Consider the following 13,837-nt stretch of genomic DNA (forward strand, 5'->3'; position numbering starts at 1 on the left):
TGAGAAATGGGAATCCGCAAGTACAAGCCGACTACGCCGGGCCGTCGTGGCTCCAGCGTCGCCGACTTCGTCGAGGTCACGCGGTCCACGCCGGAGAAGTCGTTGGTCCGCCCCCTGCACAGCAAGGGTGGCCGTAACAACTCCGGTCGTGTGACCGTCCGCCACCAGGGCGGTGGCCACAAGCGCGCCTACCGCGTGATCGACTTCCGTCGTCACGACAAGGACGGCGTGCCGGCGAAGGTCGCGCACATCGAGTACGACCCCAACCGCACCGCGCGCATCGCGCTCCTGCACTACGCGGACGGCGAGAAGCGCTACATCCTCGCGCCGCGTGGCCTGAGCCAGGGCGACCGCGTCGAGAACGGTCCCGGGGCCGACATCAAGCCGGGCAACAACCTTGCCCTGCGCAACATCCCGGTCGGTACCACGCTGCACGCCATCGAGCTGCGTCCGGGCGGCGGTGCGAAGTTCGCCCGCTCCGCCGGCGCCTCGGTGCAGCTGCTCGCGAAGGAGGGCTCGATGGCCCACCTCCGCATGCCGTCCGGTGAGATCCGCCTGGTCGACCAGCGCTGCCGCGCCACGGTCGGCGAGGTGGGCAACGCCGAGCAGAGCAACATCAACTGGGGTAAGGCGGGCCGTAAGCGCTGGCTGGGCGTCCGCCCGACCGTGCGTGGTGTGGTCATGAACCCGGTGGACCACCCGCACGGTGGTGGCGAAGGCCGTACCTCGGGTGGTCGCCACCCGGTGTCCCCCTGGGGCAAGAAGGAAGGCCGTACTCGTTCGCCCAAGAAGGCGTCGAACAAGTACATCGTCCGCCGCCGCAAGACGAACAAGAAGCGCTAAGGACGGGTTGAGATGCCTCGTAGCTTGAAGAAGGGGCCCTTCGTCGACGACCACCTGATCAAGAAGGTGGACGCCCAGAACGAAGCCGGCACCAAGAACGTCATCAAGACCTGGTCCCGTCGCTCCATGATCGTGCCGGCCATGCTCGGCCACACGCTCGCGGTGCACAACGGCAAGACCCACATTCCGGTGTTCGTCACCGAGTCGATGGTCGGCCACAAGCTCGGCGAGTTCTCGCCGACGCGCACCTTCCGGGGTCACGTCAAGGACGACCGGAAGTCGAAGCGCCGCTAAGCGCGGGGTGGAATGACCATGACAGACACTGGAAGGACAACCATGGAAGCCAGGGCCCAGGCGCGGTACATCCGCGTCACGCCCATGAAGGCCCGCCGCGTGGTGGACCTCATCCGTGGCCTGAACGCCACGGAGGCTCAGGCGGTCCTGCGTTTCGCCCCGCAGGCCGCGAGCCAGCCGGTCGGCAAGGTGCTTGACAGCGCCATCGCCAACGCCGCGCACAACTACGACCACACCGATGTCGACAGCCTCTTCGTCTCCGAGGCCTACGTCGACGAGGGCCCGACCCTGAAGCGGTTCCGTCCGCGCGCCCAGGGCCGTGCCTACCGGATCCGCAAGCGGACCAGCCACATCACCGTGGTCGTCAGCAGCAAGGAAGGAACCCGGTAATGGGCCAGAAGGTAAACCCGCACGGGTTCCGGCTCGGTGTCACGACCGACTTCAAGTCGCGTTGGTACGCCGACAAGCTGTACAAGGACTACGTCAAGGAAGACGTCGCCATCCGTCGGATGATGACGTCCGGCATGGAGCGCGCCGGCATCTCCAAGGTCGAGATCGAGCGCACCCGTGACCGCGTGCGTGTGGACATCCACACCGCTCGTCCGGGCATCGTCATCGGCCGCCGTGGCGCCGAGGCCGACCGCATCCGCGGTGACCTCGAGAAGCTCACCGGCAAGCAGGTCCAGCTGAACATCCTCGAGGTCAAGAACCCCGAGACCGACGCTCAGCTGGTTGCCCAGGCCGTCGCCGAGCAGCTCTCCTCCCGCGTCTCCTTCCGCCGCGCCATGCGTAAGAGCATGCAGTCGGCGATGAAGGCCGGCGCCAAGGGCATCAAGATCCAGTGCGGTGGCCGCCTCGGCGGCGCCGAGATGTCCCGCTCGGAGTTCTACCGCGAGGGCCGTGTGCCCCTGCACACGCTCCGCGCGAACGTGGACTACGGCTTCTTCGAGGCCAAGACGACCTTCGGCCGCATCGGTGTGAAGGTCTGGATCTACAAGGGCGACGTCAAGAACATCGCCGAGGTCCGCGCCGAGAACGCCGCTGCCCGTGCGGGTAACCGCCCGGCCCGCGGTGGCGCCGACCGCCCGGCCCGTGGTGGCCGCGGTGGCGAGCGTGGCGGGCGCGGTCGCAAGCCGCAGCAGGCTGCCGGCGCCGAGGCCCCCAAGGCCGAGGCTCCCGCTGCCGCCGCTCCGGCTGAGAGCACCGGAACGGAGGCCTGACCGACATGCTGATCCCCCGTAGGGTCAAGCACCGCAAGCAGCACCACCCGAAGCGCAACGGTATGGCCAAGGGTGGCACGCAGGTCGCATTCGGCGAGTACGGTATCCAGGCGCTGACCCCGGCGTACGTGACGAACCGTCAGATCGAGGCCGCGCGTATCGCCATGACCCGCCACATCAAGCGTGGCGGCAAGGTCTGGATCAACATCTACCCGGACCGCCCCCTCACCAAGAAGCCCGCCGAGACCCGCATGGGTTCCGGTAAGGGTTCTCCTGAGTGGTGGATCGCCAACGTCAAGCCCGGACGCGTGATGTTCGAGCTGTCGTACCCCAACGAGAAGATCGCGCGCGAGGCCCTGACCCGTGCGGCTCACAAGCTGCCGATGAAGTGCAAGATCGTCAAGCGCGAGGCAGGTGAAGCGTGATGTCGGCCGGTACCAAGGCGTCCGAGCTGCGCGAGCTGGGCAACGAGGAGCTCCTCAACAAGCTCCGCGAGGCCAAGGAAGAGCTGTTCAACCTCCGCTTCCAGGCGGCGACGGGCCAGCTCGAGAACCACGGCCGGCTCAAGGCCGTCCGTAAGGACATCGCGCGGATCTACACCCTGATGCGTGAGCGCGAGCTGGGCATCGAGACGGTGGAGAGCGCCTGATGAGCGAGAGCAACGTGACTGAAGAGACCAAGACGGACCGCGGTTTCCGCAAGACCCGTGAGGGTCTGGTCGTCAGCGACAAGATGGACAAGACCGTCGTCGTCGCCGTCGAGGACCGCGTCAAGCACGCGCTGTACGGCAAGGTCATCCGCCGTACGAACAAGCTCAAGGCCCACGACGAGCAGAACGCCGCGGGTGTCGGCGACCGTGTCCTCCTCATGGAGACCCGGCCGCTGTCCGCGACGAAGCGCTGGCGCGTCGTCGAGATCCTCGAGAAGGCCAAGTAATCCCTCCTAGGGGGACTCCCTAGGAATCGTTCCGCCAGGCTCGGGGAGAAGCGTGAGTCATTCACGCTCCTCCCCGGGAACCGGCAGACAATCAGGAGATAGACGTGATCCAGCAGGAGTCGCGACTGCGTGTCGCCGACAACACTGGTGCGAAGGAAATCCTTTGCATCCGTGTGCTCGGTGGCTCCGGTCGCCGCTACGCGGGTATCGGTGACGTCATCGTCGCCACCGTCAAGGACGCGATCCCCGGCGGCAACGTGAAGAAGGGTGACGTCATCAAGGCGGTCATCGTTCGCACCGTCAAGGAGCGCCGCCGTCCGGACGGCTCGTACATCCGCTTCGACGAGAACGCCGCTGTCATTCTCAAGAACGACGGCGACCCTCGTGGCACCCGTATCTTCGGCCCGGTGGGCCGGGAGCTGCGCGAGAAGAAGTTCATGAAGATCATCTCCCTCGCGCCGGAGGTGCTGTGAGCATGAAGATCAAGAAGGGCGACCTGGTCCAGGTCATCACGGGTAAGGACAAGGGCAAGCAGGGCAAGGTCATCGCGGCCTTCCCCCGCGAGGACCGTGTCCTGGTCGAGGGTGTCAACCGGGTCAAGAAGCACACCAAGGCCGGTCCGACGGCTCGCGGTTCGCAGGCCGGCGGCATCGTCACCACCGAGGCCCCCATCCACGTCTCCAACGTCCAGCTGGTCGTGGAGAAGGACGGCAACAAGGTCGTGACCCGCGTCGGTTACCGCTTCGACGACGAAGGCAACAAGATCCGCGTTGCCAAGCGGACGGGTGAGGACATCTGATGACGACCACCACCAGCCCGCGTCTGAAGCAGAAGTACCGTGAGGAGATCACGGGCAAGCTGCGTGACGAGTTCAAGTACGAGAACGTCATGCAGATCCCCGGTCTCGTCAAGATCGTGGTCAACATGGGTGTGGGCGACGCCGCCCGCGACTCCAAGCTGATCGAGGGCGCCATCCGCGACCTCACCACGATCACCGGTCAGAAGCCGGCCGTCACCAAGGCCCGCAAGTCCATCGCGCAGTTCAAGCTGCGTGAGGGCCAGCCGATCGGTGCCCACGTCACGCTCCGTGGCGACCGCATGTGGGAGTTCCTGGACCGCACCCTGTCGCTCGCGCTGCCGCGCATCCGCGACTTCCGCGGCCTGTCCCCCAAGCAGTTCGACGGCCGTGGCAACTACACCTTCGGTCTCACGGAGCAGGTCATGTTCCACGAGATCGACCAGGACAAGATCGACCGCACCCGGGGTATGGACATCACCGTGGTGACCACGGCGACCAACGACGCTGAGGGCCGCGCGCTCCTTCGTCACCTCGGCTTCCCCTTCAAGGAGGCGTGAGCGAGATGGCGAAGAAGGCTCTGATCGCTAAGGCTGCTCGCAAGCCCAAGTTCGGTGTGCGTGGCTACACCCGCTGCCAGCGCTGCGGCCGCCCGCACTCCGTGTACCGCAAGTTCGGCCTCTGCCGCGTGTGCCTTCGTGAGATGGCTCACCGTGGCGAGCTGCCGGGCGTGACCAAGAGCTCCTGGTAATCCCCCTTATAGGGATTCGCAGGGCTCTCGGTAAGCACGTAGGGGTGGCAGGACGCCCGGCCCGCATGGCTTAGGCTTGTGGGGTTGGGCGTCTGCCGCCGCCCTTACATCGCGGACAACTGTCCGCTCATTGAATGCTTACTACGCCGTAGGTCCACCGCGCCGCACCCGTCCCGTCTCGGATCGGGGAGAGGGATGGCGCACCAGGAAACCCCGGCGAGAGAGGCCGAAGGCCAATTCATGACCATGACTGATCCGATCGCAGACATGCTGACCCGTCTGCGGAACGCGAACTCGGCATACCACGACTCCGTGACGATGCCGGCATCGAAGATCAAGTCGCACATCGCGGAGATCCTCCAGCAGGAGGGCTTCATCACGGGCTGGAAGGTCGAGGACGCCGAGGTCGGCAAGAACCTCGTCCTGGAGCTGAAGTTCGGCCCCAACCGTGAGCGCTCCATCGCGGGCATCAAGCGGATCTCCAAGCCCGGTCTCCGGGTGTACGCGAAGTCCACCAACCTGCCGAAGGTTCTGGGCGGCCTGGGCGTGGCCATCATCTCCACGTCGCACGGGCTCCTGACCGACAAGCAGGCGCAGAAGAAGGGCGTGGGTGGGGAAGTCCTCGCCTACGTCTGGTAATTCGGGAACGGAGGAGAGACAGCAATGTCGCGTATCGGCAAGCTCCCCATCCCGGTTCCCGCCGGCGTGGACGTCACCATCGACGGCCGTACGGTCGCGGTCAAGGGCCCCAAGGGCGAACTGACCCACACCGTCATCGCGCCGATCGACATCGCGAAGGCCGAGGACGGCACCCTTCAGGTGCTGCGGCCGAACGACGAGCGGCAGAGCAAGGCCCTGCACGGCCTGTCCCGCACGCTGGTGGCGAACATGATCACCGGTGTGACCCAGGGATACGTCAAGAAGCTCGAAATCAGCGGTGTCGGTTACCGTGTCGTGGCCAAGGGCTCCAACCTGGAGTTCTCCCTGGGCTACAGCCACCCGATCCTGGTCGAGGCCCCCGCGGGCATCACCTTCAAGGTGGAGTCCCCGACCCGTTTCTCGGTCGAGGGCATCGACAAGCAGAAGGTCGGCGAGGTTGCGGCCAACATCCGCAAGCTGCGCAAGCCCGACCCGTACAAGGCCAAGGGCGTCAAGTACGAGGGCGAAGTCATCCGCCGCAAGGTCGGAAAGGCGGGTAAGTAAGCCATGGCATACGGACAGAAGATCCTTAAGGGCGACGCCTACAAGCGCGCCGCGATCAAGCGCCGCCACATCCGGATCCGTAAGCACATCAACGGTACGGCGGAGCGTCCGCGTCTGGTCGTTACCCGCTCGAACCGCCACATCGTGGCCCAGGTGATCGACGACATCAAGGGTCACACCCTTGCGTCGGCGTCCACCCTGGACACGTCGATCCGCGGTGGCGAGGGCGACAAGTCCGCGCAGGCCAAGCAGGTCGGCGCCCTGGTCGCCGAGCGCGCCAAGGCCGCCGGTGTCGAGGCCGTCGTGTTCGACCGTGGTGGTAACCAGTACGCGGGGCGCATCGCCGCCCTGGCGGACGCCGCCCGCGAGGCCGGACTCAAGTTCTGAGTCGGTTCCGTAGCTAGCGGAAACAGAGAGAGGTAATTCCAATGGCTGGACCCCAGCGCCGCGGTGGCGGTGCCGGTGGCGGCGAGCGGCGGGACCGGAAGGGCCGTGACGGCGGCGCTGCTGCCGCCGAGAAGACCGCGTACGTTGAGCGCGTTGTCGCGATCAACCGCGTCGCCAAGGTTGTGAAGGGTGGTCGTCGCTTCAGCTTCACCGCGCTGGTCGTGGTGGGCGACGGTGACGGCACCGTGGGTGTCGGATACGGCAAGGCCAAGGAGGTGCCGGCCGCCATCGCCAAGGGTGTTGAGGAGGCCAAGAAGCACTTCTTCAAGGTCCCCCGCATCCAGGGCACCATCCCGCACCCCATCCAGGGTGAGAAGGCTGCCGGCGTCGTGCTCCTGAAGCCCGCGTCGCCCGGTACCGGTGTTATCGCCGGTGGTCCGGTGCGTGCCGTGCTCGAGTGCGCCGGTATCCACGACGTGCTGTCGAAGTCGCTCGGCTCCGACAACGCGATCAACATCGTGCACGCGACCGTGGCGGCCCTGAAGGGCCTGCAGCGTCCCGAGGAGATCGCGGCCCGCCGTGGTCTGCCGCTCGAGGACGTCGCCCCCGCGGCTCTTCTCCGTGCGCGTGCCGGGGCGGGTGCGTAATCATGGCGCAGCTCAAGATTACGCAGGTCAAGTCCTACATCGGCAGCAAGCAGAACCACCGTGACACCCTGCGTTCCCTTGGTCTCAAGGGCATCAACACGCAGGTCGTCAAGGAGGACCGCCCCGAGTTCCGCGGCATGGTGCACACCGTCCGCCACCTCGTGACGGTCGAGGAGGTCGACTGATCATGGCGGAGAACAACCCGCTCAAGATCCACAACCTCCGTCCCGCCCCGGGCGCCAAGACCGCGAAGACCCGTGTCGGTCGTGGTGAGGCGTCGAAGGGTAAGACGGCCGGTCGTGGTACCAAGGGCACGAAGGCCCGTTACCAGGTTCCGGAGCGCTTCGAGGGTGGCCAGATGCCCCTCCACATGCGTCTCCCGAAGCTGAAGGGCTTCAAGAACCCGTTCAAGACCGAGTTCCAGGTCGTGAACCTCGACAAGCTGGCCGCGCTCTACCCCGAGGGTGGCGAGGTCACCGTCGAGGGTCTGGTGGCCAAGGGGGCCGTTCGCAAGAACAGCCTCGTCAAGGTCCTCGGCCAGGGCGAGATCTCCGTGGCGCTGCAGGTGACGGTCGATGCCGTCTCCGGCTCCGCCAAGGAGAAGATCACCGCCGCCGGCGGTTCCGTCACCGAGCTCGTCTGAACACCACAGGCGTCTCGATGACCTGAGCGATCCCGACCGGGGATACCCCACAAATGGGGTATCCCCGGTTGGTCGTTCCTAGGGCGGCAGTCTCGCCGGTAAGGTGGCCTGCACTGCCCACTTTTCACTGGGTGCTTCACTTCGGGCACTCACAGCGGCAGTTGACCGTTACCTATTCGTCGAACCTCAAGACCGTCACCCTTGACGCAGTTGCGCGGGGGTCGCAGGAGGCACCGTGCTCACCGCGTTCGCCCGGGCGTTCAAGACGCCCGACCTGCGCAAGAAGCTGCTCTTCACGCTCGGCATCATCGTGGTCTACCGGGTCGGTACGCACATCCCGATCCCAGGTGTCGATTACCGGAACGTCCAGACGTGTATCGATAACGCCCAGGCCAACCAGGGCATCTTCGGCCTGGTGAACATGTTCAGCGGCGGCGCGCTGCTGCAGATCACGATCTTCGCGCTGGGCATCATGCCGTACATCACGGCGAGCATCATTCTGCAGCTGCTGACCGTGGTGATTCCGCGTCTGGAAGCCCTGAAGAAGGAGGGCCAGGCCGGTACGGCGAAGATCACGCAGTACACCCGTTACCTGACGATCGCCCTCGCCATCCTTCAGGGCACCGGCCTCGTCGCCACCGCCCGCAGCGGCGCTCTCTTCACGGGCTGCCCGGTGGCCAGCCAGATCGTCCCCGACCAGTCGATCTTCGTCACCATCACCATGGTCATCACCATGACCGCCGGTACGGCGGCCGTGATGTGGCTCGGCGAGCTCATCACCGACCGCGGCATCGGCAACGGCATGTCGATCCTGATGTTCATCTCGATCGCGGCCACCTTCCCGTCCGCCCTGTGGGCGATCAAGACGCAGGGCTCCCTGGCCGGCGGCTGGATCGAGTTCGGCACGGTCATCCTGGTCGGCTTCGCCATGGTCGGCCTGGTGGTCTTCGTCGAGCAGGCCCAGCGCCGAATCCCGGTGCAGTACGCCAAGCGCATGATCGGCCGCCGTTCCTACGGCGGTACGTCCACCTACATCCCGCTCAAGGTGAACCAGGCGGGTGTGATCCCCGTCATCTTCGCCTCGTCGCTGCTCTACATCCCGGCGCTGATCGCTCAGTTCGCCGGAGGCACCTCGGGCTGGAAGACCTGGATCGAGCAACACTTCGTCAAGGGCGACCACCCGTACTACATCATCACGTACTTCCTGTTGATCGTTTTCTTCGCGTTCTTCTATGTGGCGATCTCCTTCAACCCCGAGGAAGTCGCCGACAACATGAAGAAGTATGGTGGCTTCATCCCGGGCATCCGGGCTGGCCGACCGACCGCTGAGTACCTGTCGTACGTGCTCAACCGGATCACCTGGCCGGGTTCGCTGTACCTGGGGCTGATCGCTCTCGTGCCGACGATGGCGTTGGCTGGTTTCGGGGCAAACCAGAACTTCCCGTTCGGCGGGACCAGCATCCTGATCATCGTGGGTGTCGGTCTCGAGACCGTGAAGCAGATCGAGAGCCAGCTCCAGCAGCGCAATTACGAAGGGTTCCTCCGCTGATGCGTATCGTCCTCGTCGGGCCGCCGGGTGCCGGTAAGGGAACGCAGGCCGCGTTCCTGGCCAGAAACCTGTCGATCCCGCACATCTCCACGGGCGACCTGTTCCGGGCCAACATCAGCCGGCAGACGGAACTCGGCAAACTGGCGAAGTCCTACATGGACGCGGGCAATCTCGTGCCCGACGAGGTCACCATCGCGATGGCGAAGGACCGCATGGAGCAGCCGGACGCCGAGAACGGTTTCCTGCTGGACGGCTTCCCCCGCAACGTGTCGCAGGCCGAGGCGCTCGACGAGCTCCTCGAGACCGAGAGCATGCAGCTCGACGCGGTGCTGGATCTGGAGGTCCCCGAGGACGAGGTGGTCAAGCGCATCGCCGGCCGCCGCATCTGCCGTAACGACTCCTCGCACGTCTTCCACGTGACGTACAAGCAGCCGGCCAAGGACGGCGTCTGTGACGTCTGCGGCGGTGAGCTGTACCAGCGCGACGACGACTCCGAGGAGACGGTCCGGACGCGCCTGGAGGTCTACCACACCCAGACCGAGCCGATCATCGACTACTACAAGGCCCAGGGCCTGGTGGTCACGATCTCGGCGCTCGGCAAGGTGGAGGACGTCACGACCCGCGCCATGGAGGCGCTGAAGCGTGACGAGGGCGACAAGTAGTCGTCCGTACGCAGCTACGGCCGCGGTTCCCCTCGGGGAGCCGCGGCTGCTGTGTGGGTGGGGCCGGTCGCGCGGCCCCGTATCGTTGAAGGCGTTCGTTGTCGCCGAAGGTCCAGAAAGGCCGTAGCTCCCATGGTGCAGATCAAAAGCCCCGAGCAGATCGCCAAGATGCGTGAGGCGGGGCTGGTCGTCGCCGCCATTCACGCGGCGACCCGTGAGGCCGCCGTACCCGGGGCCACGACGAAGGATCTGGACCAGGTCGCCCGCAAGGTCCTCGCCGAGCACAACGCCAAGCCGAACTTCCTCGGCTACGGCGGCTTCCCGGCGACGATCTGCACGTCGGTGAACGAGGTCGTCGTCCACGGCATCCCGTCCGACGACGTCGTCCTCAAGGACGGCGACGTCATCTCCATCGACTGCGGCGCGATCATCGACGGCTGGCACGGCGACGCGGCCTTCACGGCCTTCGTGGGGTCCGGTCACTCCCCGGAGCTGGTCGAGCTCTCCCGGGTGACCGAGGAGTCGATGTGGGCCGGCATCGCCGCGATGAAGCAGGGCAACCGCCTGGTCGACGTCTCCCGGGCCATCGAGACGTACATCCGCCGCCAGCCCAAGCCGGGCGGCGGCAAGTACGGGATCATCGAGGACTACGGCGGCCACGGCATCGGCACCGAGATGCACATGGACCCGCACCTGCTGAACTACGTCGACCGGCGGCGCGGCAAGGGCCCGAAGCTGGTGCCCGGCTTCTGCCTCGCGATCGAGCCGATGGTGTCGCTGGGGACGCCGAAGACGGAGGTCCTCCAGGACGACTGGACCGTCATCACGACGGACGGCACGTGGTCGTCGCACTGGGAGCACTCCGTCGCTCTGACGGAGGAGGGGCCGCTCGTGCTGACGGCTCCCGACGGGGGCAAGGCGAAGCTCGCCGAGCTGGGGATCGTTGCCGCGCCGGATCCGCTGGGCTGAGTGCCGCCCCCTCCGGGGTGGACGGTCGAGCCGTCCGGCGGCTGCGGGTTCGTCGTGGTTGTTCGCGCCCACGCGGCGGAGCCGCATGTCGACACAGCCCCGCGCCCCTGATGGGGCGCTTAAAGCCCGGCCCGGTGGGGCAGACTTCCTCGATTCGTGTTTCCGGGAGCCCTGTCGTAGACTGACTCGTCGGCTCTTGTGTACCCGCATGCCTGCATGCGCCCCGCACAGAGTCGATCAAGGTAGTCGATTCGAAGGGCGAAGCGTGGCCAAGAAGCAAGGTGCCATCGAGATCGAGGGCACTGTCGTCGAGTCTCTTCCGAACGCCATGTTCAAGGTCGAGCTCCAGAACGGCCACCAGGTCCTGGCACACATCAGCGGCAAGATGCGCATGCACTACATCCGCATCCTCCCTGACGACCGGGTCGTGGTGGAGCTGTCTCCGTACGACCTCACCCGTGGCCGGATCGTCTACCGCTACAAGTAGATCTTGCCTGTGCCCCGCGCCACGTGCGACGGGGCTGCCGGCACTGACCCGGAGAACCTCAACCCATGAAGGTCAAGCCGAGCGTCAAGAAGATCTGCGACAAGTGCAGGGTGATCCGCCGTCACGGCCGGGTCATGGTCATCTGCGACAACCCGCGCCACAAGCAGCGCCAGGGCTGACGCACGACCGATCCCTCTGCATCCATCGCAGAGATTCGCGCGACGCAAGCAGAACATGTTCATACGCAGGACCCAGGCGAACGAGCGTCCGCCTGACACCCCCGGTTCGGAGGCTGGGGACCCAGTTCGTACCTGGTACGGCGGCTGGGAGTCGGTTCTGCGGAAGACCTCCGACAAGTAACTGGAGCCATTGAATGGCACGCGTTTCCGGTGTTGACATCCCGCGCGAAAAGCGCGTGGAGATCGCCCTCACCTACGTGTTCGGCATCGGCCGGACTCTGTCCCAGCAGACGCTGGCCGCCACCGGCGTGGACCCGAACACCCGTGTTCGGGACCTCTCCGAGGAGCAGCTGGTCGCGATCCGCGAGTACGTCGACAACAACATCAAGACCGAGGGTGACCTCCGTCGCGAGATCCAGGCCGACATCCGCCGCAAGGTCGAGATCGGTACCTACCAGGGTCTCCGTCACCGTCGTGGTCTGCCCGTCCGCGGTCAGCGCACCAGCACCAACGCTCGTACCCGCAAGGGTCCGCGTCGCGCCATCGCCGGCAAGAAGAAGCCGGGCAAGAAGTAGTCCACAGCGGACGACTGTCCACGGTCTTCGCTGTAGGACCGACCACCTCCCGTAGGAGTTATAGATGCCCCCCAAGGGTCGTCAGGGCGCTGCCAAGAAGGTGCGCCGCAAGGAAAAGAAGAACGTCGCTCACGGCCACGCGCACATCAAGAGCACGTTCAACAACACGATCGTCTCGATCACGGACCCGTCCGGCAACGTGATCTCCTGGGCCTCCGCCGGCCACGTCGGCTTCAAGGGCTCGCGCAAGTCGACTCCCTTCGCCGCGCAGATGGCCGCCGAGTCGGCCGCCCGCCGCGCGCAGGAGCACGGCATGCGCAAGGTCGACGTCTTCGTCAAGGGTCCCGGCTCCGGCCGTGAGACCGCGATCCGCTCCCTCCAGGCCACCGGCCTCGAGGTCGGCTCGATCCAGGACGTCACGCCGACCCCGCACAACGGCTGCCGTCCGCCGAAGCGCCGCCGCGTCTGACCCCTCGGGGCAGGTGCACGGCCGCTCGTCGGTCTGAGGGTTTCGGGCGGTATGGCTCTTCGGGGCCATATCGCCCGTACCCTTGTAACTGCAACACACTCCGGGCCAGCCGCCCGGTGGCAAGGGCATCAAATAGTGGGTGCCCCTGACTGAAGGACTCACCACATGCTGATCGCTCAGCGTCCCTCGTTGACCGAAGAGGTCGTCGACGAATTCCGCTCCCGGTTCGTGATCGAGCCGCTGGAGCCGGGCTTCGGTTACACCCTCGGTAACTCTCTGCGCCGGACCCTCCTCTCCTCGATCCCGGGTGCGGCGGTCACGTCCATCCGCATCGACGGCGTGCTGCACGAGTTCACCACCGTGCCGGGCGTCAAGGAGGACGTCACCGACCTGATCCTCAACATCAAGCAGCTGGTCGTCTCCTCGGAGCACGACGAGCCGGTCGTGATGTACCTGCGCAAGCAGGGCCCGGGTCTGGTCACCGCCGCCGACATCGCGCCCCCGGCCGGTGTCGAGGTGCACAACCCCGACCTCGTCCTCGCCACGCTCAACGGCAAGGGCAAGCTGGAGATGGAGCTGACCGTCGAGCGCGGTCGCGGTTACGTCTCCGCCGTGCAGAACAAGCAGGTGGGTCAGGAGATCGGCCGGATCCCGGTCGACTCGATCTACTCGCCGGTGCTCAAGGTCACGTACAAGGTCGAGGCCACGCGTGTCGAGCAGCGGACCGACTTCGACAAGCTGATCGTCGACGTCGAGACCAAGCAGGCCATGCGCCCGCGTGACGCCATGGCGTCCGCCGGTAAGACCCTGGTCGAGCTGTTCGGCCTGGCCCGCGAGCTCAACATCGACGCCGAGGGCATCGACATGGGCCCGTCTCCCACGGACGCCGCCCTTGCCGCCGACCTGGCGCTGCCGATCGAGGAGCTGGAGCTCACCGTTCGGTCGTACAACTGCCTCAAGCGCGAGGGCATCCACTCCGTGGGTGAGCTCGTGGCCCGTTCCGAGGCGGACCTGCTCGACATCCGCAACTTCGGTGCGAAGTCGATCGACGAGGTCAAGGCGAAGCTGGCGGGTATGGGCCTCGCGCTCAAGGACTCGCCTCCCGGCTTCGACCCGACCGCTGCCGCGGACGCGTTCGGTGCCGACGACGACGCCGATGCCGGTTTCGTGGAGACCGAGCAGTACTGATCGGGCTGCCGGTCCGTCGTGGCCGGCCGCGCAGTTCCC

General features: G+C 66.1%; 25 protein-coding genes. All 25 read left to right on the forward strand.

Going from position 1 to position 13,837, the window contains the following annotated elements:
• Nucleotides 1-6 precede the first annotated feature (6 nt).
• The 25 genes from rplB to A4E84_RS24395 all read left to right on the forward strand — a co-directional run bounded on the left by rplB (nt 7) and on the right by A4E84_RS24395 (nt 13,798).
• Nucleotides 7-843 (forward strand): 50S ribosomal protein L2, encoded by an 837-nt coding sequence (rplB, locus tag A4E84_RS24275; protein WP_031141294.1) that lies wholly within the window; start codon nt 7-9, stop codon nt 841-843.
• Nucleotides 844-855: 12 nt separating this feature from the next.
• The gene (rpsS, locus tag A4E84_RS24280) at nt 856-1,137 is read left to right on the forward strand and encodes a 30S ribosomal protein S19 (protein WP_003992359.1); all 282 of its coding nucleotides are present in this window, start codon (nt 856-858) and stop codon (nt 1,135-1,137) included.
• A 42-nt stretch (nt 1,138-1,179) separates the two neighbouring features.
• Entirely contained in the window at nt 1,180-1,527 is a 348-nt protein-coding gene (gene rplV, locus A4E84_RS24285) for a 50S ribosomal protein L22 (protein ID WP_030839668.1), read from the forward strand.
• A complete protein-coding gene (gene rpsC, locus A4E84_RS24290; protein ID WP_030317320.1) occupies nt 1,527-2,357 on the forward strand; it encodes a 30S ribosomal protein S3 in 831 nt (276 codons plus the stop codon). Before rplV ends, rpsC begins: the two co-directional genes overlap by 1 nt.
• Before the next feature lie 5 nt (nt 2,358-2,362).
• On the forward strand, nt 2,363-2,782 hold the full coding sequence (rplP, locus tag A4E84_RS24295; protein ID WP_062928590.1) for a 50S ribosomal protein L16: 420 nt from the start codon (nt 2,363-2,365) through the stop codon (nt 2,780-2,782).
• Nucleotides 2,782-3,006 carry a 50S ribosomal protein L29 gene (rpmC, locus tag A4E84_RS24300; protein WP_010036720.1) on the forward strand — a complete coding sequence of 75 codons (225 nt, stop codon included), beginning with the start codon at nt 2,782-2,784 and terminating at the stop codon, nt 3,004-3,006. Before rplP ends, rpmC begins: the two co-directional genes overlap by 1 nt.
• Nucleotides 3,006-3,293 (forward strand): 30S ribosomal protein S17, encoded by a 288-nt coding sequence (rpsQ, locus tag A4E84_RS24305; protein WP_010036717.1) that lies wholly within the window; start codon nt 3,006-3,008, stop codon nt 3,291-3,293. Before rpmC ends, rpsQ begins: the two co-directional genes overlap by 1 nt.
• A gap of 104 nt (nt 3,294-3,397) precedes the next feature.
• Nucleotides 3,398-3,766: a 50S ribosomal protein L14 gene (gene rplN / locus A4E84_RS24310; protein ID WP_003992364.1), complete on the forward strand. Its 369-nt coding sequence runs from the start codon at nt 3,398-3,400 to the stop codon at nt 3,764-3,766.
• Between the two features lie 2 nt (nt 3,767-3,768).
• Complete coding sequence (rplX, locus tag A4E84_RS24315; RefSeq protein WP_003992365.1) at nt 3,769-4,092, forward strand: 50S ribosomal protein L24; 324 nt, start codon at nt 3,769-3,771, stop codon at nt 4,090-4,092.
• Nucleotides 4,092-4,649: a 50S ribosomal protein L5 gene (gene rplE, locus A4E84_RS24320; protein ID WP_030839657.1), complete on the forward strand. Its 558-nt coding sequence runs from the start codon at nt 4,092-4,094 to the stop codon at nt 4,647-4,649. The genes rplX and rplE overlap by 1 nt, the downstream gene beginning before the upstream one ends.
• Nucleotides 4,650-4,654: 5 nt before the next feature.
• Nucleotides 4,655-4,840, forward strand: coding sequence for a type Z 30S ribosomal protein S14 (locus A4E84_RS24325; protein WP_003948630.1), 186 nt, complete (start codon nt 4,655-4,657; stop codon nt 4,838-4,840).
• A gap of 240 nt (nt 4,841-5,080) precedes the next feature.
• Nucleotides 5,081-5,479: a 30S ribosomal protein S8 gene (rpsH, locus tag A4E84_RS24330; RefSeq protein WP_030839654.1), complete on the forward strand. Its 399-nt coding sequence runs from the start codon at nt 5,081-5,083 to the stop codon at nt 5,477-5,479.
• 24 nt (nt 5,480-5,503) lie between these two features.
• The gene (rplF, locus tag A4E84_RS24335) at nt 5,504-6,043 is read left to right on the forward strand and encodes a 50S ribosomal protein L6 (protein ID WP_033308964.1); all 540 of its coding nucleotides are present in this window, start codon (nt 5,504-5,506) and stop codon (nt 6,041-6,043) included.
• Nucleotides 6,044-6,046: 3 nt separating this feature from the next.
• Complete coding sequence (gene rplR / locus A4E84_RS24340; RefSeq protein ID WP_007494754.1) at nt 6,047-6,430, forward strand: 50S ribosomal protein L18; 384 nt, start codon at nt 6,047-6,049, stop codon at nt 6,428-6,430.
• Nucleotides 6,431-6,471: 41 nt separating this feature from the next.
• Complete coding sequence (gene rpsE, locus A4E84_RS24345) at nt 6,472-7,077, forward strand: 30S ribosomal protein S5 (protein WP_003992370.1); 606 nt, start codon at nt 6,472-6,474, stop codon at nt 7,075-7,077.
• A 2-nt stretch (nt 7,078-7,079) separates the two neighbouring features.
• Entirely contained in the window at nt 7,080-7,262 is a 183-nt protein-coding gene (rpmD, locus tag A4E84_RS24350) for a 50S ribosomal protein L30 (protein WP_003974250.1), read from the forward strand.
• A 2-nt stretch (nt 7,263-7,264) separates the two neighbouring features.
• On the forward strand, nt 7,265-7,720 hold the full coding sequence (rplO, locus tag A4E84_RS24355; protein ID WP_031141307.1) for a 50S ribosomal protein L15: 456 nt from the start codon (nt 7,265-7,267) through the stop codon (nt 7,718-7,720).
• A gap of 235 nt (nt 7,721-7,955) precedes the next feature.
• On the forward strand, nt 7,956-9,269 hold the full coding sequence (secY, locus tag A4E84_RS24360) for a preprotein translocase subunit SecY (RefSeq protein ID WP_062928591.1): 1,314 nt from the start codon (nt 7,956-7,958) through the stop codon (nt 9,267-9,269).
• Nucleotides 9,269-9,931, forward strand: coding sequence for an adenylate kinase (locus tag A4E84_RS24365; protein ID WP_062928592.1), 663 nt, complete (start codon nt 9,269-9,271; stop codon nt 9,929-9,931). The genes secY and A4E84_RS24365 overlap by 1 nt, the downstream gene beginning before the upstream one ends.
• A gap of 132 nt (nt 9,932-10,063) precedes the next feature.
• Nucleotides 10,064-10,900: a type I methionyl aminopeptidase gene (gene map / locus A4E84_RS24370; protein ID WP_062928593.1), complete on the forward strand. Its 837-nt coding sequence runs from the start codon at nt 10,064-10,066 to the stop codon at nt 10,898-10,900.
• 265 nt (nt 10,901-11,165) lie between these two features.
• Nucleotides 11,166-11,387: a translation initiation factor IF-1 gene (infA, locus tag A4E84_RS24375; RefSeq protein WP_003948620.1), complete on the forward strand. Its 222-nt coding sequence runs from the start codon at nt 11,166-11,168 to the stop codon at nt 11,385-11,387.
• A 65-nt stretch (nt 11,388-11,452) separates the two neighbouring features.
• Nucleotides 11,453-11,566: a 50S ribosomal protein L36 gene (gene rpmJ / locus A4E84_RS24380; protein WP_003974245.1), complete on the forward strand. Its 114-nt coding sequence runs from the start codon at nt 11,453-11,455 to the stop codon at nt 11,564-11,566.
• A gap of 194 nt (nt 11,567-11,760) precedes the next feature.
• Nucleotides 11,761-12,141 carry a 30S ribosomal protein S13 gene (gene rpsM, locus A4E84_RS24385; protein WP_004984507.1) on the forward strand — a complete coding sequence of 127 codons (381 nt, stop codon included), beginning with the start codon at nt 11,761-11,763 and terminating at the stop codon, nt 12,139-12,141.
• Nucleotides 12,142-12,205: 64 nt separating this feature from the next.
• Entirely contained in the window at nt 12,206-12,610 is a 405-nt protein-coding gene (rpsK, locus tag A4E84_RS24390; RefSeq protein WP_003956432.1) for a 30S ribosomal protein S11, read from the forward strand.
• A 165-nt stretch (nt 12,611-12,775) separates the two neighbouring features.
• Nucleotides 12,776-13,798, forward strand: a complete 1,023-nt coding sequence (locus tag A4E84_RS24395; protein ID WP_003966937.1) for a DNA-directed RNA polymerase subunit alpha — start codon at nt 12,776-12,778, stop codon at nt 13,796-13,798.
• Nucleotides 13,799-13,837: the final 39 nt, after the last annotated feature.

Source organism: Streptomyces qaidamensis (genome assembly GCF_001611795.1).
GTDB classification, from domain to species: Bacteria; Actinomycetota; Actinomycetes; order Streptomycetales; family Streptomycetaceae; genus Streptomyces; species Streptomyces qaidamensis.

What these genes read in the sequence shown, in the direction of transcription:
- rpmC (WP_010036720.1), top strand. Translation starts at nt 2,782, where the DNA reads ATGTCGGCCGGTACCAAGGCGTCCGAGCTGCGCGAGCTGGGCAACGAG.
- rpsC (WP_030317320.1), top strand. Translation starts at nt 1,527, where the DNA reads ATGGGCCAGAAGGTAAACCCGCACGGGTTCCGGCTCGGTGTCACGACC.
- A4E84_RS24365 (WP_062928592.1), top strand. Translation starts at nt 9,269, where the DNA reads ATGCGTATCGTCCTCGTCGGGCCGCCGGGTGCCGGTAAGGGAACGCAG.
- rplE (WP_030839657.1), top strand. Translation starts at nt 4,092, where the DNA reads ATGACGACCACCACCAGCCCGCGTCTGAAGCAGAAGTACCGTGAGGAG.
- map (WP_062928593.1), top strand. Translation starts at nt 10,064, where the DNA reads ATGGTGCAGATCAAAAGCCCCGAGCAGATCGCCAAGATGCGTGAGGCG.
- rpmD (WP_003974250.1), top strand. Translation starts at nt 7,080, where the DNA reads ATGGCGCAGCTCAAGATTACGCAGGTCAAGTCCTACATCGGCAGCAAG.
- A4E84_RS24325 (WP_003948630.1), top strand. Translation starts at nt 4,655, where the DNA reads ATGGCGAAGAAGGCTCTGATCGCTAAGGCTGCTCGCAAGCCCAAGTTC.
- rpsM (WP_004984507.1), top strand. Translation starts at nt 11,761, where the DNA reads ATGGCACGCGTTTCCGGTGTTGACATCCCGCGCGAAAAGCGCGTGGAG.
- rplV (WP_030839668.1), top strand. Translation starts at nt 1,180, where the DNA reads ATGGAAGCCAGGGCCCAGGCGCGGTACATCCGCGTCACGCCCATGAAG.
- rpmJ (WP_003974245.1), top strand. Translation starts at nt 11,453, where the DNA reads ATGAAGGTCAAGCCGAGCGTCAAGAAGATCTGCGACAAGTGCAGGGTG.
- rpsQ (WP_010036717.1), top strand. Translation starts at nt 3,006, where the DNA reads ATGAGCGAGAGCAACGTGACTGAAGAGACCAAGACGGACCGCGGTTTC.
- rpsK (WP_003956432.1), top strand. Translation starts at nt 12,206, where the DNA reads ATGCCCCCCAAGGGTCGTCAGGGCGCTGCCAAGAAGGTGCGCCGCAAG.
- rplP (WP_062928590.1), top strand. Translation starts at nt 2,363, where the DNA reads ATGCTGATCCCCCGTAGGGTCAAGCACCGCAAGCAGCACCACCCGAAG.
- rpsS (WP_003992359.1), top strand. Translation starts at nt 856, where the DNA reads ATGCCTCGTAGCTTGAAGAAGGGGCCCTTCGTCGACGACCACCTGATC.
- rplX (WP_003992365.1), top strand. Translation starts at nt 3,769, where the DNA reads ATGAAGATCAAGAAGGGCGACCTGGTCCAGGTCATCACGGGTAAGGAC.
- rplF (WP_033308964.1), top strand. Translation starts at nt 5,504, where the DNA reads ATGTCGCGTATCGGCAAGCTCCCCATCCCGGTTCCCGCCGGCGTGGAC.
- rplO (WP_031141307.1), top strand. Translation starts at nt 7,265, where the DNA reads ATGGCGGAGAACAACCCGCTCAAGATCCACAACCTCCGTCCCGCCCCG.
- rplB (WP_031141294.1), top strand. Translation starts at nt 7, where the DNA reads ATGGGAATCCGCAAGTACAAGCCGACTACGCCGGGCCGTCGTGGCTCC.
- rpsE (WP_003992370.1), top strand. Translation starts at nt 6,472, where the DNA reads ATGGCTGGACCCCAGCGCCGCGGTGGCGGTGCCGGTGGCGGCGAGCGG.
- rplR (WP_007494754.1), top strand. Translation starts at nt 6,047, where the DNA reads ATGGCATACGGACAGAAGATCCTTAAGGGCGACGCCTACAAGCGCGCC.
- A4E84_RS24395 (WP_003966937.1), top strand. Translation starts at nt 12,776, where the DNA reads ATGCTGATCGCTCAGCGTCCCTCGTTGACCGAAGAGGTCGTCGACGAA.
- rpsH (WP_030839654.1), top strand. Translation starts at nt 5,081, where the DNA reads ATGACCATGACTGATCCGATCGCAGACATGCTGACCCGTCTGCGGAAC.